The sequence below is a fragment of the Arcticibacter sp. MXS-1 genome, from assembly GCF_041902385.1.
Classification (GTDB): domain Bacteria; phylum Bacteroidota; class Bacteroidia; order Sphingobacteriales; family Sphingobacteriaceae; genus Arcticibacter.
Window position 1 is genome coordinate 3,641,827 of the sequence record NZ_CP169244.1, and the last position, 18,051, is coordinate 3,659,877.

General features: G+C 44.3%; 21 protein-coding genes, 1 tRNA gene and 1 pseudogene. 18 read left to right on the forward strand and 5 right to left on the reverse strand.

Annotated elements, in window-relative coordinates:
* Positions 1 to 123 precede the first annotated feature (123 nt).
* The 3 genes from ACES2C_RS15705 to ACES2C_RS15715 are packed head-to-tail and all read left to right on the forward strand — an operon-like array spanning position 124 to position 2,802.
* Positions 124 to 588: a RidA family protein gene (locus ACES2C_RS15705; RefSeq protein WP_374164025.1), complete on the forward strand. Its 465-nt coding sequence runs from the start codon at positions 124 to 126 to the stop codon at positions 586 to 588.
* 9 nt (positions 589 to 597) lie between these two features.
* On the forward strand, positions 598 to 1,713 hold the full coding sequence (locus tag ACES2C_RS15710) for a D-TA family PLP-dependent enzyme (RefSeq protein ID WP_374164026.1): 1,116 nt from the start codon (positions 598 to 600) through the stop codon (positions 1,711 to 1,713).
* A gap of 9 nt (positions 1,714 to 1,722) precedes the next feature.
* On the forward strand, positions 1,723 to 2,802 hold the full coding sequence (locus tag ACES2C_RS15715; RefSeq protein ID WP_374164027.1) for a dipeptidase: 1,080 nt from the start codon (positions 1,723 to 1,725) through the stop codon (positions 2,800 to 2,802).
* A gap of 482 nt (positions 2,803 to 3,284) precedes the next feature.
* Here the strand turns inward: ACES2C_RS15715 and ACES2C_RS15720 are convergent, their stop codons facing one another.
* On the reverse strand, positions 3,285 to 3,593 hold the full coding sequence (locus tag ACES2C_RS15720) for a LysR substrate-binding domain-containing protein (RefSeq protein WP_374166963.1): 309 nt from the start codon (positions 3,591 to 3,593) through the stop codon (positions 3,285 to 3,287).
* Positions 3,485 to 4,183 carry a LysR family transcriptional regulator gene (locus tag ACES2C_RS15725; RefSeq protein WP_374164028.1) on the reverse strand — a complete coding sequence of 233 codons (699 nt, stop codon included), beginning with the start codon at positions 4,181 to 4,183 and terminating at the stop codon, positions 3,485 to 3,487. Before ACES2C_RS15725 ends, ACES2C_RS15720 begins: the two co-directional genes overlap by 109 nt.
* A gap of 128 nt (positions 4,184 to 4,311) precedes the next feature.
* Here ACES2C_RS15725 and ACES2C_RS15730 point away from each other — a divergent pair, with 128 nt between their 5' ends.
* Positions 4,312 to 5,187 (forward strand): DMT family transporter, encoded by an 876-nt coding sequence (locus ACES2C_RS15730; protein WP_374164029.1) that lies wholly within the window; start codon positions 4,312 to 4,314, stop codon positions 5,185 to 5,187.
* Between the two features lie 328 nt (positions 5,188 to 5,515).
* Here the strand turns inward: ACES2C_RS15730 and ACES2C_RS15735 are convergent, their stop codons facing one another.
* The gene (locus ACES2C_RS15735) at positions 5,516 to 5,845 is read right to left on the reverse strand and encodes a VOC family protein (protein WP_374166964.1); all 330 of its coding nucleotides are present in this window, start codon (positions 5,843 to 5,845) and stop codon (positions 5,516 to 5,518) included.
* A gap of 772 nt (positions 5,846 to 6,617) precedes the next feature.
* Between ACES2C_RS15735 and ACES2C_RS15740 the strand changes: the two genes are divergently transcribed.
* Positions 6,618 to 6,690, forward strand: a tRNA-Lys gene (locus tag ACES2C_RS15740).
* Between the two features lie 458 nt (positions 6,691 to 7,148).
* Here the strand turns inward: ACES2C_RS15740 and istB are convergent.
* Together istB and istA are read right to left on the reverse strand one after the other, a co-directional pair.
* Positions 7,149 to 7,883 (reverse strand): IS21-like element helper ATPase IstB, encoded by a 735-nt coding sequence (gene istB, locus ACES2C_RS15745; RefSeq protein WP_374164030.1) that lies wholly within the window; start codon positions 7,881 to 7,883, stop codon positions 7,149 to 7,151.
* A 15-nt stretch (positions 7,884 to 7,898) separates the two neighbouring features.
* Positions 7,899 to 9,449 carry an IS21 family transposase gene (gene istA / locus ACES2C_RS15750; protein WP_374164031.1) on the reverse strand — a complete coding sequence of 517 codons (1,551 nt, stop codon included), beginning with the start codon at positions 9,447 to 9,449 and terminating at the stop codon, positions 7,899 to 7,901.
* Between the two features lie 316 nt (positions 9,450 to 9,765).
* Here istA and ACES2C_RS15755 point away from each other — a divergent pair, with 316 nt between their 5' ends.
* From ACES2C_RS15755 to ACES2C_RS15815, 13 genes and pseudogenes are all read left to right on the forward strand, one after another.
* Complete coding sequence (locus ACES2C_RS15755; RefSeq protein ID WP_374164032.1) at positions 9,766 to 10,245, forward strand: AraC family transcriptional regulator; 480 nt, start codon at positions 9,766 to 9,768, stop codon at positions 10,243 to 10,245.
* A gap of 19 nt (positions 10,246 to 10,264) precedes the next feature.
* Complete coding sequence (locus ACES2C_RS15760; RefSeq protein WP_374164033.1) at positions 10,265 to 10,699, forward strand: VOC family protein; 435 nt, start codon at positions 10,265 to 10,267, stop codon at positions 10,697 to 10,699.
* A complete protein-coding gene (locus ACES2C_RS15765; RefSeq protein ID WP_374164034.1) occupies positions 10,683 to 11,135 on the forward strand; it encodes a DUF1569 domain-containing protein in 453 nt (150 codons plus the stop codon). The genes ACES2C_RS15760 and ACES2C_RS15765 overlap by 17 nt, the downstream gene beginning before the upstream one ends.
* A 187-nt stretch (positions 11,136 to 11,322) precedes the next feature.
* Complete coding sequence (locus ACES2C_RS15770) at positions 11,323 to 11,913, forward strand: DUF5025 domain-containing protein (RefSeq protein ID WP_374164035.1); 591 nt, start codon at positions 11,323 to 11,325, stop codon at positions 11,911 to 11,913.
* A 303-nt stretch (positions 11,914 to 12,216) separates the two neighbouring features.
* Entirely contained in the window at positions 12,217 to 12,855 is a 639-nt protein-coding gene (locus ACES2C_RS15775; RefSeq protein ID WP_374164036.1) for a hypothetical protein, read from the forward strand.
* Positions 12,852 to 13,001, forward strand: coding sequence for a hypothetical protein (locus ACES2C_RS15780; RefSeq protein WP_374164037.1), 150 nt, complete (start codon positions 12,852 to 12,854; stop codon positions 12,999 to 13,001). The genes ACES2C_RS15775 and ACES2C_RS15780 overlap by 4 nt, the downstream gene beginning before the upstream one ends.
* Before the next feature lie 2 nt (positions 13,002 to 13,003).
* Entirely contained in the window at positions 13,004 to 13,705 is a 702-nt protein-coding gene (locus ACES2C_RS15785) for a nucleotidyl transferase AbiEii/AbiGii toxin family protein (RefSeq protein ID WP_374166965.1), read from the forward strand.
* Positions 13,706 to 13,733: 28 nt separating this feature from the next.
* Entirely contained in the window at positions 13,734 to 14,015 is a 282-nt protein-coding gene (locus ACES2C_RS15790) for a transposase (RefSeq protein ID WP_374166966.1), read from the forward strand.
* A gap of 135 nt (positions 14,016 to 14,150) precedes the next feature.
* Positions 14,151 to 14,717 carry an aldo/keto reductase gene (locus ACES2C_RS15795; protein ID WP_374164038.1) on the forward strand — a complete coding sequence of 189 codons (567 nt, stop codon included), beginning with the start codon at positions 14,151 to 14,153 and terminating at the stop codon, positions 14,715 to 14,717.
* Positions 14,683 to 15,035: pseudogene (locus tag ACES2C_RS15800) on the forward strand (aldo/keto reductase); the annotation flags it as partial. The gene ACES2C_RS15795 and the pseudogene ACES2C_RS15800, both read left to right, overlap by 35 nt.
* Positions 15,036 to 15,164: 129 nt before the next feature.
* The gene (locus ACES2C_RS15805; protein WP_374166967.1) at positions 15,165 to 16,061 is read left to right on the forward strand and encodes a helix-turn-helix domain-containing protein; all 897 of its coding nucleotides are present in this window, start codon (positions 15,165 to 15,167) and stop codon (positions 16,059 to 16,061) included.
* A gap of 30 nt (positions 16,062 to 16,091) precedes the next feature.
* Complete coding sequence (locus ACES2C_RS15810; protein ID WP_374164039.1) at positions 16,092 to 16,469, forward strand: nuclear transport factor 2 family protein; 378 nt, start codon at positions 16,092 to 16,094, stop codon at positions 16,467 to 16,469.
* Positions 16,470 to 16,891: 422 nt separating this feature from the next.
* Entirely contained in the window at positions 16,892 to 18,004 is a 1,113-nt protein-coding gene (locus ACES2C_RS15815; protein WP_374164040.1) for a glycoside hydrolase family 105 protein, read from the forward strand.
* Positions 18,005 to 18,051 lie beyond the last annotated feature (47 nt).

Genomic DNA, 18,051 nt, shown 5'->3' on the forward strand with positions numbered 1-18,051 from the left:
TTTAGGGGAGTTCGATTCACCCGACTCTGTTTTAATCCTGGCATTGTTTATAAAGGTGCAGGAAATAAGAATGAGAACTCCAGGAAAAGTTTTAATGTTAATATTGTTCAAAAAGAAAATAGAATGAGTACTGCAGATCAGAATTTTGCTAAATCGGGATTAGTCCTTCCGCCTGCTCCAACTCCGCTTGGTGTATATAAGCCCTGCTTAATTGACGGTAAATACCTTTATGTTTCAGGACATGGGCCCGTGCAGAATGACAAGTCTCTTATTATCGGGCGGGTTGGTGATACGCTCACTATGGAAGAGGGCAAGCTTGCTGCTCAGCAGGTCGGACTAGCTATCCTGGCGACTATAAAAGCTAATCTGGGAAGTCTTGATAAGGTAAAGAGGGTGATAAAAGTCCTGGGTATGGTCAATTGCGTTCCCGGGTTTGAAAAACATGCCTTTGTTATAAATGGATGCAGCGAGTTGTTTGCACAGGTATGGGGAACCGACAACGGGGTGGGCGTTCGCAGTGCAGTAGGAATGGGGTCTCTTCCCGATAATATTCCCGTAGAAGTGGAAGCGCTTTTTGAATTATATTAAATTTATAACATGTGCGCCCAGCCAAATCACTGGTTCTTTTTTTCGGACTTAGAGACTGTTGATTCTCCCGCTCTTGTCGTCTATGAAGATCACGTGAGACAGAATATCGATGCTCTTATTCAAATTATTGGGGATGTTCGCCGCTTACGGGTTCATGTTAAGACCCATAAATGCAGAGAGGCGACGCAAATAATGCTCGATGCTGGTATCCGAAAGTTTAAATGTGCCACTATTGCAGAGGCTGAGATGCTTGGTATGGTGAAGGCCGATGATGTGTTGCTGGCTTACCAGCCTTTGGGTCCTAAGATCGACAGGCTCATGCAGCTTATCAAAAGATATCCTCATACCTCTTACTCCTGTCTGGTAGATCATGCAGCCGCAGCGATGGAGTTGTCTCTTAAAGTGCAGGCGGAAACTGGTCGCCTCCCTGTCTTCATTGACGTCAATGTAGGGATGAACCGGACGGGCATACACCCCGATGGGGCAGTCGCTCTTTTTGAACTATGCGCTTCCCTGCCGGGGCTTGATCCCATTGGTTTACATGTCTATGACGGACACATTCATGATGCAGACCTCGGGCTCCGGACTGCAAAGTGTGACGAGGCGTTTACCCGCGTAGAATCTCTACGCTCTGCATTGCTTCATCTGGGCTTTGATCCGGTAGTGATAGCCGGGGGAACACCCACGTTTCCGGTTCATGCAAAAAGGGGAGATGTTGAGTGTAGTCCGGGAACATTTATTTACTGGGATAAGGGCTATGCTTCATCGTGCGCGGAGCAACCTTTTGTTTATGCTGCGTTAATTATTTGCCGTGTTGTCAGCTTACCTTCCGATGGGCTGCTGTGTGTGGATGTGGGCCATAAATCGGTTGCCGCAGAAAACGAACTAAAAAAGAGGATTTACTTTTTGAACGCGCCCGAATTAGAGCCGATAAGCCAGAGCGAGGAGCATTTGGTCGTCAATGCCGGACTTTCACATCAGTATCGGCCGGGTGATATTTTGTTTGGCGTTCCTCATCACGTATGCCCCACCGTTGCGCTCTACGAGAAAGCCATTGTAATTAAAAAGAATAAGATTGCGGGCGAATGGAAAACCATTGCCCGCGACAGAAAAATCAACTGCTAAACAACCATTATGTTACTAGTCGACGCTCATCTGGATTTGAGTATGAATGCGCTGGAATGGAACAGGGACTTGCGTTTACCCGTCTCACTGATCAATGAAAGGGAAAGAGGACTTTACGACAAGCCCGACCGGGCGAAAGCAGTCGTTTCGTTGCCTGAACTCCGTAAGGGAAATATAGGTCTGGTAGTTGCTACCCAGATTGCGAGGTATGTAGCTCCGGAAAATCACCTGCCTGGGTGGCATTCGCCAGAGCAGGCCTGGGCTCAGACTCAGGGACAACTTGCATGGTACAAGGCCATGGAGGAAGCGGGAGAGATGGTTCAAATTACAGATCTTTCCTCATTGAATAAACATCTCGATTTATGGAATAATTCTGAAATAGACAGGGAGAGAAAACCAATTGGTTATATCCTCAGCCTTGAGGGAGCTGACTCTATAGTCTCCGTTGAATATCTCGAAAGGGCGTGGAACTATGGACTAAGAGCGTTAGGCCCTGCTCATTACGGCCCGGGCCGCTATGCCAACGGTACAGATTCGAGCGGGCGAATGAACAAAGAGGGGCTAAGCCTTCTCCGCGAAATGGAACGATTGAATATTATTCTGGATGTGACGCACCTTTGCGACGATGCCTTCTGGCAGGCGCTTGATCATTTTAATGGTGCAGTATGGGCAAGTCATTCTAATTGCCGAAGGCTGGTAAATCATAACCGGCAATTCAGTGATGAACAGATCAGGGCCCTCATTACCCGGAATGCCGTAATAGGGGTAGCACTCGACGCATGGATGATGGTACCGCACTGGATCAGAGGCGAGTCGACGCCGCATAGTACTCACTGTAACCTTGAGGTTATAATTAACCATATCGACCATATATGCCAGATAGCCGGCAACACGCTGCACGTAGGAATAGGATCTGACCTGGACGGGGCTTTTGGAAGAGAACAATGTCCATCCGATCTTGAAACTATTGCCGACCTGCAAAGTCTCGGTGGCTTGCTGAGCAAAAGAGGATATAGTGACGCTGACGTTGAGCGGATGCTGAGTGGTAACTGGCTTGGCTTTTTAAAAAGGGTATGGATGGGCCTGTAATATTTGAATAGTTTGTATGTTGTGTAAGCTGTATTACGGCTGCATGGCGCTGTAGTTCTCTTACTTTAAAGCTACCACAGATCTTTCTCGGAAGATCGAACCAATGGTAAACGTTTTTCGGAATAGAACAAATGATACAAAGGAAATCTTTGTCGTGGTTAGCGGCGATCTGGTGAATACAGGAGAGATGGCTGAGTTTGAAAACTTTCTTAAATTTTTGAGATGCATTAACAAGATAGTTGAATAAAGCAACAGAACTAATGTCTTCAGCCGAAGGTTATGCCGGCTGAAGTACGGATACGCAGTGAAGAGCTTTTCAGTTACATTAGTGCCGTCACTTGCAGAAGTGAGTAACCCCGGCCAACTGGTAACACTAGCTTCTGTCTCGCCCTACCGGTTTACCTGTAATGCAAGGGGTACGCAGTGCGTTTATGCCCATTAAGCCTGAGCAGAATGAATACAGCCAGCAAAGTAATTTCGCTTTAATCACGTCGCATCAATTCTTCCTTCAGATAGGCGATGAACAGATCACAATAGTCGGGCCATCTCGTTTTACTTAACACAGACAGATATTGCCTTCGGAAGGTTCCTTCTGTGGTGATTGACTTGAATACGAGGTGCTGTTCTTCGTAATACGGCCTCAGCATCCATTTAGGAAGGACCATAATGCCGATACCTTCTTTCACCATGGCAATAGCGGCTTCTGTAAATGGAATATGGATGACATCCGCCGGCAGAAGCTTTTTTCTTTCAGCAGCTCTTCGTAGATGTTGGTTTGTTCCAGACTGGATGCATGTGTGATAAGAGTCACCTGTGTAAAATCTTCCGCTTCAAGGTGTGCCTTATGGGTGAAGGGATGATCAGCTGCCATTATCGCCTGCATTTCGTCGCGGAATAATTCGAGTTGCCTGATTCTCTGATCCTGTTTGTAGGTGTAGGAGATCATCATATCCAGTTCTCCGGCCAACAATAGCGGGAGAGGGTGGCCGGTACTATTATATCGTACATCGATCTTCACGTCCGGATAGTGCTGTGCAAACTTTCTGAGTACTGCTGGTAACCAGTAATACGTGGTGTGACATTCGGTGCTGATGCGGATGGTTCCGCTCTGACCGTTGTTGAGTTGCTTTATATCGTAGGTGAGCTTGTCCAGTTCCTCCAGGATGACGCCGGCCGAACTCAAAAACCTTTCGCCAACGGAGGTAAGGACCAGCTTTTTGCCCACCCGATCAAAGAGGGGAGTCCCCACCTGCAACTCTGCTTCTTTCAGCTGATAGCTGAGGGCACTCGGCGTCTGGTGCAGAATTTTTGAAGCGCCTAACAGGCTCTCCTTTTCTACAATGGCTTTGATCAGTTTGAAGTGTCGTAATTCAATATTCATAAGTGCTGTAGGTTCAACTAAATTGCCAGATCTTCATCATTGAAATTTATTCAATTAAATGATGAAGATCTTTTGCTTTTTTCCGCCGCTTCCTGAAAGTAGTTTTGAAACTTTCAAAAGAGATACGAATGCGCAATTTAATAATTCCGGGACTACTGTTCGCTGCACTATGGGCCACCGGATCTGTAGCGATTAAGTACGGACTCAATTCTGCAGATCCGCTGATACTTGCCGCTATGCGGTTCTTAGGGACAGGGCTGCTTTTTGGTCCCTTTTACTTTACTCGCAAAGTGTACAGGTTCTGGCCTGCAAGGGCAGAGTGGAAGCCGATCCTCATATACGGGCTGCTGAATACGACGCTGACGCTGGGCTCATTCTCGGCATCACAACGTTATGCATCCGCTGGCATCAGCACGCTTTTTATCGCCATTACACCTTTGGCGATCGCTTTTTTAAGTGCGGCGTTATTAAAACGGCAGCTTCGAAAAGCTGAGATATGGGGTATGCTGATCGCATTTGTGGGATTGGTACTGGCCTCCGTACTTGATCTGCGACAGGCGACAATAAAACCGCTGGGCATAGCGCTGCTGCTGATCTATGTCTTTGCCTATGCCTTCAGCAGTATATACTTTTCCAAAATAAAGTTATCTCTGCCGAACGAAGTATTTAACGTGTGGCAGGTGTTCCTTGGAGGGCTGGCTTTGCTTCCATTTGCAATGCTGTTTGGTCAGGGCCATGTAGCTCATTGGGATCTGAACCTGTTTGGATCGCTCCTTTGGATGATCATCGCCCTCTCCTTTTTAGCTAATCAGCTGTGGTTGCATCTGCTCAGAGTTGATGCAGTTGCTGCAGGCACCTGGCTCTACCTGGTACCGGTGCTTGGTTATGCTTATGGCTATCTGTTCCTTCATGAACCTGTCACCTTATGGGCAGTACTCGGTACTGTATTGGTTATTGCAGGGCTTGTGGTATCAGCGAGGAGAAAGGGTGCTGATAGGGAATAGGGAATTTTGAGCACTGCGGTTGACCAGAAAGTGGCGTGATTTCAAGGCGGCGCAGGAGCTCAGACGAGGAAAGACCGCCCCTTATACCGGTGAGGAAAAGTGTGTAGAACAGGGGCAGGTTTTGCTCTAACGATAGACACATCTCCTCCTGGCAATTTCAGATACAAGAATGGCATAAAGTATGTTACTTGCAAGAATGGAAGTAACATACATGCCGTTCAAGATATGGAATTAGTTGACCCTGATGTGGGCCGACGCTAAGCCATTGACGTGGAACGATAACGAGTATTGTTGTCACGCAATCGGCCCATCCGAAATTAAGAGAGGGTCAGGGATGATAAACTCCGTTAAAAAGGATAATCCTCCAATGGTCAGGATCTTCATATGTTTCGCTTTTTCCTTTCCAATAAGGATTTTCCGGTTCAACAGGCTTTATGCCCTTTGCCTGTATCCGCTTGTTGGCTTTTTGATACTCATCAGGATTGTCATAATAAAAAACCAGTAAGTTTTCTTTTGTTGGCGCCGGCAGAGGGCTGTTTGTTTGTTTTTCATTTTTAGTCTTTTCCTGATGACGATCGGAAAAGAATAAAGGGACATTGCGGGGTGAAAAATGACAAGCAGGAATAAATGAGGACGCCGATTCTTCTGTTTCTTGAATTAGAGAAAGCTATCTGAGTTGAGACTGATGTACCCTGAGCTCCTGAAAACACCGAAATGATCCTGGTCTTAATATAGAAAGGCGCTAACATTACAATAAATTTATGAAATAAGCTCTTTTTGAGATCGCTAACGAATTAGTGGTAATGGTGTCAGGAAGCCCACTTCTTTGAAATCTTAATGAGCGTTAAAGAAATTGCGTCGATCAGGAAAGGGAGTCTTTCTGCAAGCGATAACCCTGAGCGACGGTTTGATTATGACCTCTGAATTGTGCAGACAGTGTCTGCGCAATTCAGAGGTCATAATAGTCGATGACTGCAAAACAGTTTTTCCTTAAGTAAAGAGCGCAGGGCAAGGACCCTTCAGTCCTGTGTTTAATTAGAAGACGTTACCCGACCGTTATACTTCCTCCCGAAGATATGGCAAATGAGCTTGGCGAGATCAGAGAGGTCCTTATTGACCGATCTATGGCAGGACTGCAAGGAGCGAAAATTGAAGTGTACTTTTACGATTGATCACTTTACCCTGCTAAAACACGACGGACAGAAGTGGAATATCCATCAGGAATACCCCTTAACGAAGCAGAAAAGCCATTTACTGGTCTGATTATGGCGTGAAATAAAAATTAATTAAACTGAGCGTTAAGTTGTTAAGCGCTATTTTCAAAAAAAGCAAAACAAGTCTTGGAGGATATATATTCCAGCCGTATCTTTGCATCACTTTAACGGAAACGGTTAGACGTTCTAAAGAAGCTAAACGCAAAGATAAAGTAAGATTCCGTAGCTCAGCCGGTAGAGCATAACACTTTTAATGTTGGGGTCCTGGGTTCGAGTCCCAGCGGGATCACGGAGAAACCTCCAAACAAGTAGAAAGCCGCTTAAAAAAGCGGCTTTTTTCGTTAAAAAGCCACTTTTCTCAAAAATTTCAGTTCAAAGAGGAACAGGGACAAAAGTTGTGGAGAGAAGAGTAAAAGTAAGATATTAGCGTGCAGAAATGGATCTGGACCAAAATCTGTGGACTAAGCAAATAATATTTGACTGAATAGACTTGCTTTTATCACGGAGCTTGTCAGCTTTGTTTCGCGATTAAAACGTGTCGATCTTCCGGTAAAACAACCTCCCTCTTTTTTCTTATTTCCTCATTTTATTTTGGACGGTTACGAATTTACCGATCATAATCCCTATCTTAATAGATATTCCGACGAAAGTACACCAGCATTCCGCTGCAAAGTACACCACTTATTTCGGAGGTAAAAACACCTTAAACAAACAGTACAGTTACCGGAAGATTTAAGTAATTCAAACCTACTGATTTTTTCTTTTTCTTAAGGATTTTCCTGCAAGTGCGATTCTGTGTGCAGAAGCTGCCAATCTGTCCATAATTGCATCTGCAAGTGTTGGCTCTTCAATGAAGTTATACCAGTTGTCTACCGGTAATTGTGAGGTGATGATTGTTGCACCGCTTCCATACCGATCTTCAAGGATATCAAGCAAGGCGATCCTGGCATCGTTGGTGAGTCCTTTTAGGCCAAAGTCGTCCAGGATCAATAAGCGGTGTGCAGCGATGCTCTTGATCCACTTCAAATAGGTACCATCTAACCTTGCTTGAGCCAGAGCGTCCAGGAACTTATTCATACTGAAGTATAATGTTTTGTAGCCAAGCAAGCAGGCGCTGCGCCCTAAAGCGCAGGCCAGAAAGCTTTTACCACAACCGGTAGCTCCGGTAATAAGTACATTTTCACCCTTCTCTATAAACATACCGTCCGAAAGGCGAAGTACCTGCTCCCTGTTGATCCCTCTTTCAGGTGTACAAAGGATGTCCTCGGGTAATGCATGATAGCGGAGCTTGCTGGATTTGAGATATTTCTGGGTACGGGTATGTTCCCGATATTCTACTTCTGCCTGAACCATCATGGCAAGTAAAGCATGAGTGTCCTGTAGTTCGTGTACGGGCAAGCTGAGCGCTGCTTCATAACGTTTGGCCATACCGTTGAGTTTGAGCGTTTTTAGCTGTTCTACTGTGTTTTGTGTATTCATCATGTTTTATATATGTTACTATTCAGATTCCATGTAAGCCTCTGCTCCGCGCAGATTATCATGGAGGGGGATCTGGTAAGCAGCCGGCGAGGCCTCTTCCAAAAGATCCATATTGTTCTCCAGAATGTTTTTCACGGCTGTATAGGTGAACTTATACCCCTTTAAAGCCCGCTTGCAAGCTGCCTCAGTGCGGTGATGTCCATAGGTTGCAGCCAGTCTTAACAAGCCCTGACAGGACGTATAGGCCTGATCAATAATTAGTTTACTCTCCATAACCTTCTGAAAATACACCTTGGTAGAGGGGCCGCATTCTGCTGCTTTTTTAAGGTAATAGTCCGGATCCCATCCTCCCTGTACTTTCACCTGACGATGAGCATCAGGCATATGTTCTCTCAGGGTTGTATAACCGTGTTTTTTAAAGTTGCGGGTATGAACAGCGATGCGGCTTGCCTGATCGTAGATTTCTACAGTATCCTGGCAATAGCTGATACGCACTTCTTTGCCGATATAACGATAAGGCACGCTGTAGAAGTGCCAGTCTTCTCCCACCACTACATGGTAGTTCTTTTGCACTTTGGCTCTGGTATAATGGCGGATGACATAGGGCAAAGCAGGTAGTGGCTGTAAGAACTCCTTTTCTTGCTCGAATAGTTCCTGGCGACTAAAAGCTTTTCGTTGAAAGTTCAGGCTATGGTGATCGTTCAACTTCTCTTTGATGGCCCGATTAAGTGCCTGGATACTGTGAAAGGTCTCATTGCGAAGATGTGCGTATATACGTTGATAAACAATTTTAACCGTATTTTCCACCGAGGGCTTATCGGTAGGTTTATAGGGTCTGGCTGCCAGCAGGGCAATGTGATTGTGATTGGCCCATTGCTCCAGCATCTGGGTGAACACCGGTTCATAACGGTTGCTTTTAGCTACCCATTGCTTCATATTATCGGACTTAGCTGCCAGCGGAACGCCGCTAAAGTATTCCAGGGCATGATTCAGGGCTGACACAACCTGAGGAAGCTTAGCATCTCTGAGGGCCTCAACGTAACTATAGCTGCTAAATGGGAGTACCGCAACAAATACCGGACACTTGATCACTTCTCCGCTTGAGAGATCAACATAATGAAGTTCATCTCCGGCAAAATCAACCTGAAGCATTTTTCCTGGCTGGTGATCAAAATGCATCACCGCACTATTGATCTTAATGTGTTCTTGAAGAAGCTCACAGAATCTCGAATACTGGAAGCCCTCGGGATATTCACTGATGTACTCCTGCCAAAGTAATAAACGGGTAACACCGGTTCTTTTTAATTCACTTCTAAAGTACTCCCTCAGGCTGTTGAAGTGAATTTTTCTGGGGTCAGTATCCTCCGGTAGGACTGTCTTTGCTAAGCCCAGATAGCCTTCCAGATCCTCATCATTGAAGGTCAACAGCTCTTTAGGGCTAAAGCCTGTCTGGCGAAACTTTTCCAGGTAGGAGGCTACCGTACGCCGGTTAATCTTAACTTCCTTTTCAATGGTGCGCTGAGAAGCACCTCGATCCAGGAAAAGTAGTATCTGTCTAATCTTATGCATGCCTAGAAGCTTATTTGCCATATGTGCGTTTAGTCGAATTGCTAAACCTATACATTGGCTGTTAAACTCCCGGAACTGGTGTACTTTCCAGCGGAATAATTGGTGTAGTTTGTGTCGGAATGTCAGCCGATAAAAGCCGTAGCTTTTACCTTATCTGGAACAGTATCCAACAATCGCTACCCCTAACCGCATGGATTGACTGGTGTACTTTGCAGCGGAATTAGTGGTGTACTATCGAGCGGAAGAGTGGTGCACTTTGCAGCGGAATATCCACTTAACATTGAGGAAAGAAACTAGGACATCAACCGACTACCAAATGGCAACCGAACAATATCCCAAAATATATCTGTACAGACGCGTTGTGCAGGCGAAGCTATTTATCGAGAAGTTCTATGCTGAGAAAATTGATCTGGGTAATATTTCTGACGAGGCCTTTTTTTCCAAATTTCACTTTATAAGACTCTTCAAATCCATTTACGGAAAAACCCCGCATCAATACCTGACACATGTCAGGGTTCAAAAAGCGAAACAACTCTTGCTGCAGGACATACCCGTCAGGGAAGTATGTTTCTTAGTGGGCTACGATAGTGTAAGTACCTTTAGCGGACTGTTCAGCAAAACAGTGGGCAAAACACCATCTGCGTTCCTGAGCAGCTCCAAACAACGGAAAAGTGAAATCGAATCGCAGCCACTGGCCTTCGTTCCGAAATGCTATGCCTTTATGCACGGCTGGACAAAAAAAGCAATTCTCAAGAAGCGAAGTCTTAGATCATTGCTCAACTTTGGATTGTCTTAACAATCTAAAGAGAAAAGCAATGATTACGAAAATGACCGTCACCAACATCCACGTTATAAACCAGGATAGTGCCTACGACTTCTATGTCAACAAGCTAGGCTTCAACCTTGTGGATGACATTCCAATGGGCCCGGACACCCGTTGGCTAACCGTTTCACCTCCCGAACAACCGGATTTGCAATTGGTCTTGTTTCCTGTTACGGTCAGTAAAATGTTTCCCAAAGATGTTGCGGATAATTTAATTGATCTGATCAGGAAGGGAATATTCGGTTGCGGAGTATTGACATGCAATGACATTTTTGCCACCTATGAAGAACTTAAAGCGAAGGGGGTAGAATTCATTAAGCCGCCCACCAAAGAGTTTTACGGAACAGAAGCGCTCTTTAAGGACGATTCAGGAAATTATTTCTCGTTGCAGCCACTTAACAATTTCGACAATGAAAACACTATTTGATCCGGGCAGAAGAGAAGAACTCATCCAAAGAATTGCTTTACTAGTGCCAGACAGTAAGCCTCTTTGGGGTAAGATGACTATCTATCAAATGGCCAGGCACTGCACTATCTGGAACGAGTGGGTGCTTGGAAAGAAGGACTTCGTTTACAAACAGGAATTTCTTGGAAAGCTCTTTGGCAAAATAGCCTTGAAGAGCAACACCAAAGATGACAAACCGATGGGCAGGAATATGCCTGCAGGGAAAGGATTTACTATTAAAGAGACAGAAGGAAGACTAGAAGAGGAGATTTCCGTTTGGACAGAGCAAATCAAGAATTACGAGAATTTTTCCAATAATGCTTTCATTCATGATTTCTTTGGCAAAATGACAAAAGAGCAAATAGGAATCTTTGCGTATAAACACAACGACCATCACCTGCGGCAATTTAATGTGTAGCTAACAGCGAGCCGTTGCCCACGGCTCGCTGCCGCGAGCACTTACAATGTACTTTGTTTAGTTGAGATGGTGGTAATGCCGGTAAATCGATACTAATGAAAACATTTTTAACGTTTAATAATGCTATCCCTGCATTATTAAACGTATTTTATTACAACGATTAGTTATTAGAAGTTATATTACACTAATGATCTACAGGCTTAAATTGATCGAAGAATATTTTGGAAGCAAAAAGGTTCAATATGCAATTATGCTTACTTTGCTTTTATCTGGATGCTCGAAAAAAGATGATATTGGCAGGGCTCCCTCTCAGGATAGTGAGTATTTTGAGGCAATGGTAGGTGAGAAGGAAGTGTCAGTTAAGAACGGTGATGCAGGGCATTTCGTATCTGCGCAGTATGGCTTGGACGCCGGCATAAAACGTTATTTTGTAACTATTAATCTGAATAAAGCAGACTTGCAAAAAGGCAAGTCCGTAAATCTCCAATTTCAATTATATGACTTCAAAATAGGTCTTTATCGAATTAGTAATCAAGGGATCGACAACACGCCTCAAGAAGATAGAATTATTTTAGTCAGCACCGGTAATGGGACGGAAAACACTTATGCTCCTCGGTTTGATAAACCACCTTTTGAAATAGAAATATCGAAGATTAAGTATCATAATTATAGCGAGGTTCCAGCAGTCAGCGGGCGTTTGAATGGAATTTTATATAACACTCGTGATTTTCGAGATTCGTTAGTCATAACGAAGGGCTCTTTCAGCTCTCGTTATTGACACGCAGACTGAATTTTGTTTCAGTCTGAACTCCTCACTGGATATTCCGCTGCAAAGTGCACCACTTTTCCGCTCGATAGTGGTTCTTCCCCACTTTTGGTGGTTAAGACGGCGACAATATCAATCTATTCTCGTAGACGTAGGGAACATCGCCCGTAGGTTTATGTTTTCTAACACACACGCACACAAGCAGGACGCTAGTTTGTCCGTCTTTAATAAATCAACAGCTTACGAAATAATGTAAATTGTGGCCACGATAATCGGTTTATATCCGATTATCTTATAAAATTTATACATTTGAATATGGATTTCGGCCAGGTTATACAAGCATATGCGGAGCAGCCTTTGACTCGTCAGGTAATCCTGTCTCTGCTGAAGGATTACAGAAGGCCTAACGACAAGGTGCATGAACTGTTGAAGGAAGGCATACTGCGGCCTATAAAGAAAGGTCTGTATATTGCCGGCCCTGCAATAAAAACCAATAAGCCCGAACCTTTTCTTCTTGCTAATCACATATTAGGGCCTAGTTATGTTTCTTTAGACAGTGCTTTGTCTTATCACGGCTTAATACCGGAGCGGGTATTTGAGATTTCATCCATGACCACCAAAGCTTCGCGTAGGTTTACTACATCTTCGGGCGTATTTACTTATGCGCATCTGGATCTGCCATATTATTCATTCGGATTAAAGCAGGCAAAGTTAACAGATGAACAATATGCGATGATAGCATCGCCGGAAAAGGCTCTGTTTGATAAAATCGCTGCAACTGCGGGAATAATACTAAGAAGCCAGAAAAGTGCGGCCGTTTATTTGATTGAAGACCTGAGAATGGACGAAGATATTTTAAAAGGACTAAATACCAGGATGATGTCCTCATGGCTGAGGGATGCCCCCAAGAGGGACAGCTTGTCGATGGTTATAAAAATGATTGAAAAATTATGATAAAAGAATGGCTGGACTCCTACCATCCTGCCAATAAGGAGGAGGCATTGCAGGCCCTGCGTGAAATTATGCAGGAAGTCGCACTTGCAGGGTTACAGCGTGCAGGATTTTTGAAAAGGCGGCTTTTTACGGAGGAACTGCATTAAGAATATTCTACGGGCTTAACCGTTTTTCCGAAGATCTCGATTTTTCACTTCTGGACGTTAATCCTGATTTTTCCCTGGAAAAGTATTTAGATGCCATTCTCACTGAATTTGATTCATTGGGCATGCGGGTATCTGTTAAGGAAAAACAAAAAACGAATCAAAATAACATTGAGTCGGCGTTCTTAAAATCAGAAACGATATGGAGAGAACTGGTTTTAGAAGGCGTGGTACCGCAAAATGGGCTGGAGCAGAAAGCGAATATCAAAATTAAGCTGGAAGTAGATACCATGCCGCCGATGGGTTTTGAAACGGAAGAAAAACTATTACTGAAACCCTTCTCTTTTTATGTAAAATGCTTTACTATTTCAGATCTTTTTGCTGGTAAAATGCATGCACTGTTATTCCGCAAGTGGAAGAATAATGTTAAAGGCCGGGATTGGTATGATATGGAGTGGTATATTAAAAAAGGCATTCCGCTAAATCTCAAACATTTCGGCCTTCGGGCAAAAGACAGCGGCGACTGGAAAGAGGAGTCAATTACACCGGAAGAATTTCAGGGCTTGTTACATGCAAAGATTGACGGTGTGGATTTGAACCGTGTAAAAGCAGACATCAGCAGGTTCATCCCGGATCCTAAAGCTTTAGATATCTGGACTCCGCAATATTTTCATGATTTAGCAGGGCATCTGAAAATTAAGTCATAAAGCGGAAGCTTTAGGTTGAAGCCAATTAATATGTAGAACGGTACGTTTAACAGAACAAAGGTGGAGCAATCCGGCTTTAAATCTTAATACCGTTGGGAAAGCCATTAATCTCCACCAGAACAATATCTTGAACTACTTTGATAACCGAGGTACAAACGCTTCGGCCGAGTCGTTCGATGCCAGGATAGATGCTTTCAGAGCTGAGTCAAATAAATCAGCAATAGCTCTTTTCATAATAATTCGTACAGAAAATCACTTCACTTATGATGGGCATGAAGAAAAGAGAAGAAGAATACGAGCTATTGGATAAGTTTGCCGGCCACTGAAAACTGAAGGGACGATTTTAGAATCTTTAGCCTACCCTTGATTTACATACAACTTTCAGGGCTTTGCATACAGCCATGAACGTATTCTCCACGACCTTTGACCTATTAAAACTAATAGTATGGAAATGAAGACAATGAATTTAGGAAGAGAAGGTCTGGTTGTGCCCATTATAGGTTTGGGCTGCATGGGTATGACGGGTTTTGAAGAAGGAAACATGTACGGAGAGGCGGATGAGCAGGAAGCTATCGCCACTATTCACCGGTCGCTCGAATTAGGCGGCAATTTTCTGGATACTGCCGATTTGTACGGCCCTTTCAAAAATGAACAGTTAATAGCTAAGGCAATAGACGGTAACAGGGATAAATACATTATCGCGACAAAATTCGGCTGGGAAATAGATGATAACAACAAAGTGACCTGGGCTATTAATGGCAAAAAAGAATATGTGAAAAAAGCGGTGGAACGCTCTCTCAAAAATCTTAACACCGAGTATATTGATCTGTACTACATGCACCGGCTTGACAAAAATACGCCCATCGAAGAAACCGTTGAGGCGATGAGCGAACTGGTGAAGGAAGGAAAAGTGGGTTATATCGGACTGTCTGAAGTATCTTCAGAAAACTGTAAAAAGAGCTCACGCGGTTCACCCCATTACAGCCGTACAAAGCGAATATTCTTTATTTGAGCGTTCAGCAGAAGAACGTGGCATACTGAATACGTTGAATGAGCTTGCGATTGGTTTTGTCGCATATTCACCCTTAGGACGAGGTTTTCTATCCGGACAGATCCGCACGATAGATGACTTGCCGGAAAATGATTTCCGCAGAGTAATCCCCCGTTTTCAGGAAGCTCATTTTTACAAGAATATTGAATTGGTGAAAGCAATTGAGGCAATGGCTGAAGAGAAAAAATAACCGCATCACAGCTGGCACTGGCCTGGATTATAAATAAGGGCATCTTACCCATTCCAGGCACTAAACGAAGAAAATACCTGGAGCAAAACATAGCGGCCTCCGAGATTGAATTAAACGAAGCCGATGTGGCGAAACTCGAAAGTATAGTGCCCCTGGGTACTGATACCGGTAATCCATACGATGAGTTTAGTATGGGGCTTATTGATCAAATTAGTAGTATGAATGCCATCAGATCAATCTCGGAATTTCACCGATTACTCTCTTTGCCCGAGCCACGCCACCCATTGGTGAGTGTGATCGACCTCAACGAAAGCGTTTTCCTGGAAGATGACGTATGGAAAGGTTTTGTAAACAGATTTTATTGTGTCGCCCTCAAAAGGGAAGCCAGGGGTAAAATACGATACGGTCAGCAACATTATGACTACAATAAGGGTGTCCTCAGCTTTACTGCGCCTAATCAGGTTCAGTACCTGGATCTGAACAACGTAGAATGCGGATCGGGGTACCTGCTTGTTTTTCACCCCGACTTTTTGCTGGCGCATCCTCTTTCAAGCAACATCAGCGGTTATAACTTCTTTTCCTACGCGGTAAATGAGGCGTTGCATCTTTCTGCTGAAGAGGAAGACGATCTTATTGTCATATTCAACAAGATCAATAAGGAATGCGGGCATATTGACAGATACACCCAACAAATTATCCTGTCGCAGATTGAGTTGCTGCTCAATTATTCCACCCGGTTTTACGAGCGGCAATTCATCACCCGGAAAAACCACAATCATCAGCTGATCGCCAAATTTGAACGCCTTGTGAACGAGTATTTCGACAGCAGTACTGCAGCGCAGCAGGACCTATTAACGGTACAACGCGCCGCCGAACTAATGAACCTGTCTCCAAACTATCTCAGCGATCTGCTGCGCATGCATACAGGGCAAAACACACAGCAGCATATACATCAGAAGTTGATCGAAAAGGCAAAGGAGAAACTCTCGACTACAAATTTATCGGTCAGCGAAATCGCTTATACATTGGGCTTTGAACATGCACAATCATTCAGTACACTATTTAAAAAGAAAACCAGTTTGTCGCCTCTTGAATTCCGGCAGGCATTTAACTGATTCCAATAAAAGCATCAATAATCCCAAATTATGGCTACTTTTCATAAAATGGTACTTGAGTTCAACCGTTTGCTGTCTCATCAGAAATTTATAGAAGCATTAGACTTTTATGACGACGACGTAGTTGCTTCCGACAATTTAAATGCGCCCGTTAAGGGAAAATCTTCACTGAGAAAGCAGATGGAAGATTTTATTGAAAATGCAACCATAGAGGCCATTGAAGTGGTATCCTTATCCTCTGAGGATAACTTATCGTTCACGAACTGGTATTATTCCTTCGACATAAAATACAGGGTAGGTTCAGCGGGCACCGGTTTTCGGTACAAAGATGGAAGAACAATAAAATTATCCAGGAGCATCATTTTTACAGTGCACAGTCCTGAATTGTTATTCCTGACCCGCTCCTGACCGCGCTCGCACCTTCAGCGGCGATGACTCAGTACTGCTTTTGTAATCCTTTTCCAAATCTTCGAAGTTCCTCGCAGATGCATCAAAGCATTGCCGAAGCATTACCGAAGCAGCTCGGGACGCAATCAGAACGTTATCGGTCGGAAGAATAACATAGAAGCATAGAAGGGGAGGGGGCGAGAGAAAAAAGCCGTCTAAGTGGTTCGCCCTCTGATTAATCAAGGTTCTACCCCCGCCAGTTTCTTTAAACCTCATTTTCCCAAACTGATACAAATCGACAAAACCTTGAGTCGCGTTTCTAATATTCGTTTGGTTATTTTGGATTGTAACAGAACCGGCGATTAGTGATGCGTATACTTGCCGCGGTTTTAACTAACATGAATGACCCTTTCAATATTATAAACCCCACTTAATAAAATATCATGATGCGTAGGCTATTTGTACTCTTACTTCTTTTCACATTCCAGTTTTCATTCGCACAAAAAAATCAAAAGAAACTGCTAACCGACTTCCCAAAAGGCTATACGCCAGAGGAGGTAGGGAGACGCTTAGCATACCGCTTTCTGGACGGCAAACATATGCTGCATGCCGGAAAATGGATCAGTTACCCCGAAACGTTTAACTGGACCGGCGCCTTGAAATTTGGAGCAATGACCAGGGATAAAAACCTCATTAAGCTTTTGCAGAACAGGTTCGAACCCCTCTTTTCTACCGAAAGCGCGCTGCTGCCTCCTAAAAATCACGTAGACCTTAACATGTTCGGCAGCCTGCCTTTTGAAATGTACCTCGTTACTAAAGAGCAACGCTACAGGGATTTGGCAACGCCTTATGCCGACACGCAATGGATACTTCCGGATAATGCCAATGCCCGGGAAAAGGCATGGGCAGACAAGGGGTACTCCTGGCAGACCCGTCTATGGATCGATGATATGTATATGATCACGATTGTACAGACGCAGGCGTTCAGAGTATCAGGTGACCGAAAATATATTGACCGGGCAGCGAAAGAAATGGTTATGTACTTAGATTCGCTGCAGCGGCCTAACGGGCTTTTCTATCATGCTCCTGATGTGCCTTTCTATTGGGGCAGAGGCAATGGCTGGATGGCGGCCGGCATGGCAGTCTTACTGCGTTATTTGCCGGAAGATAATAAAGATCGTCCGCGTATCCTGCAAGGCTACCGCACCATGATGGAAAGTCTGAAGAAATTCCAAACGCCTAAAGGAATGTGGAACCAGTTGATTGACGATCCAAACTGCTGGGCAGAAACTTCCGGCTCTGCTATGTTTACATATGCAATAATATCCGGGGTAAAACAGGGCTGGCTCAATCAGGCGGAATATGCCCCCGTAGCCCGCAAAGCCTGGATGGCCATGATCCCCTACATAAACGAGAAGGGTGATGTAACCGAGGTATGTGTCGGCACAAATAAAAAGAACGACAAGCAGTATTATTACGATCGCCCCCGCCATGTAGGCGATTACCACGGGCAGTCGCCTTACCTGTGGTGTGCTAACGCCCTGCTTGAAAAATAAGCGTATCACGCTGTTTAACACTTGTTTTAATAGAATATAGAAGAAGC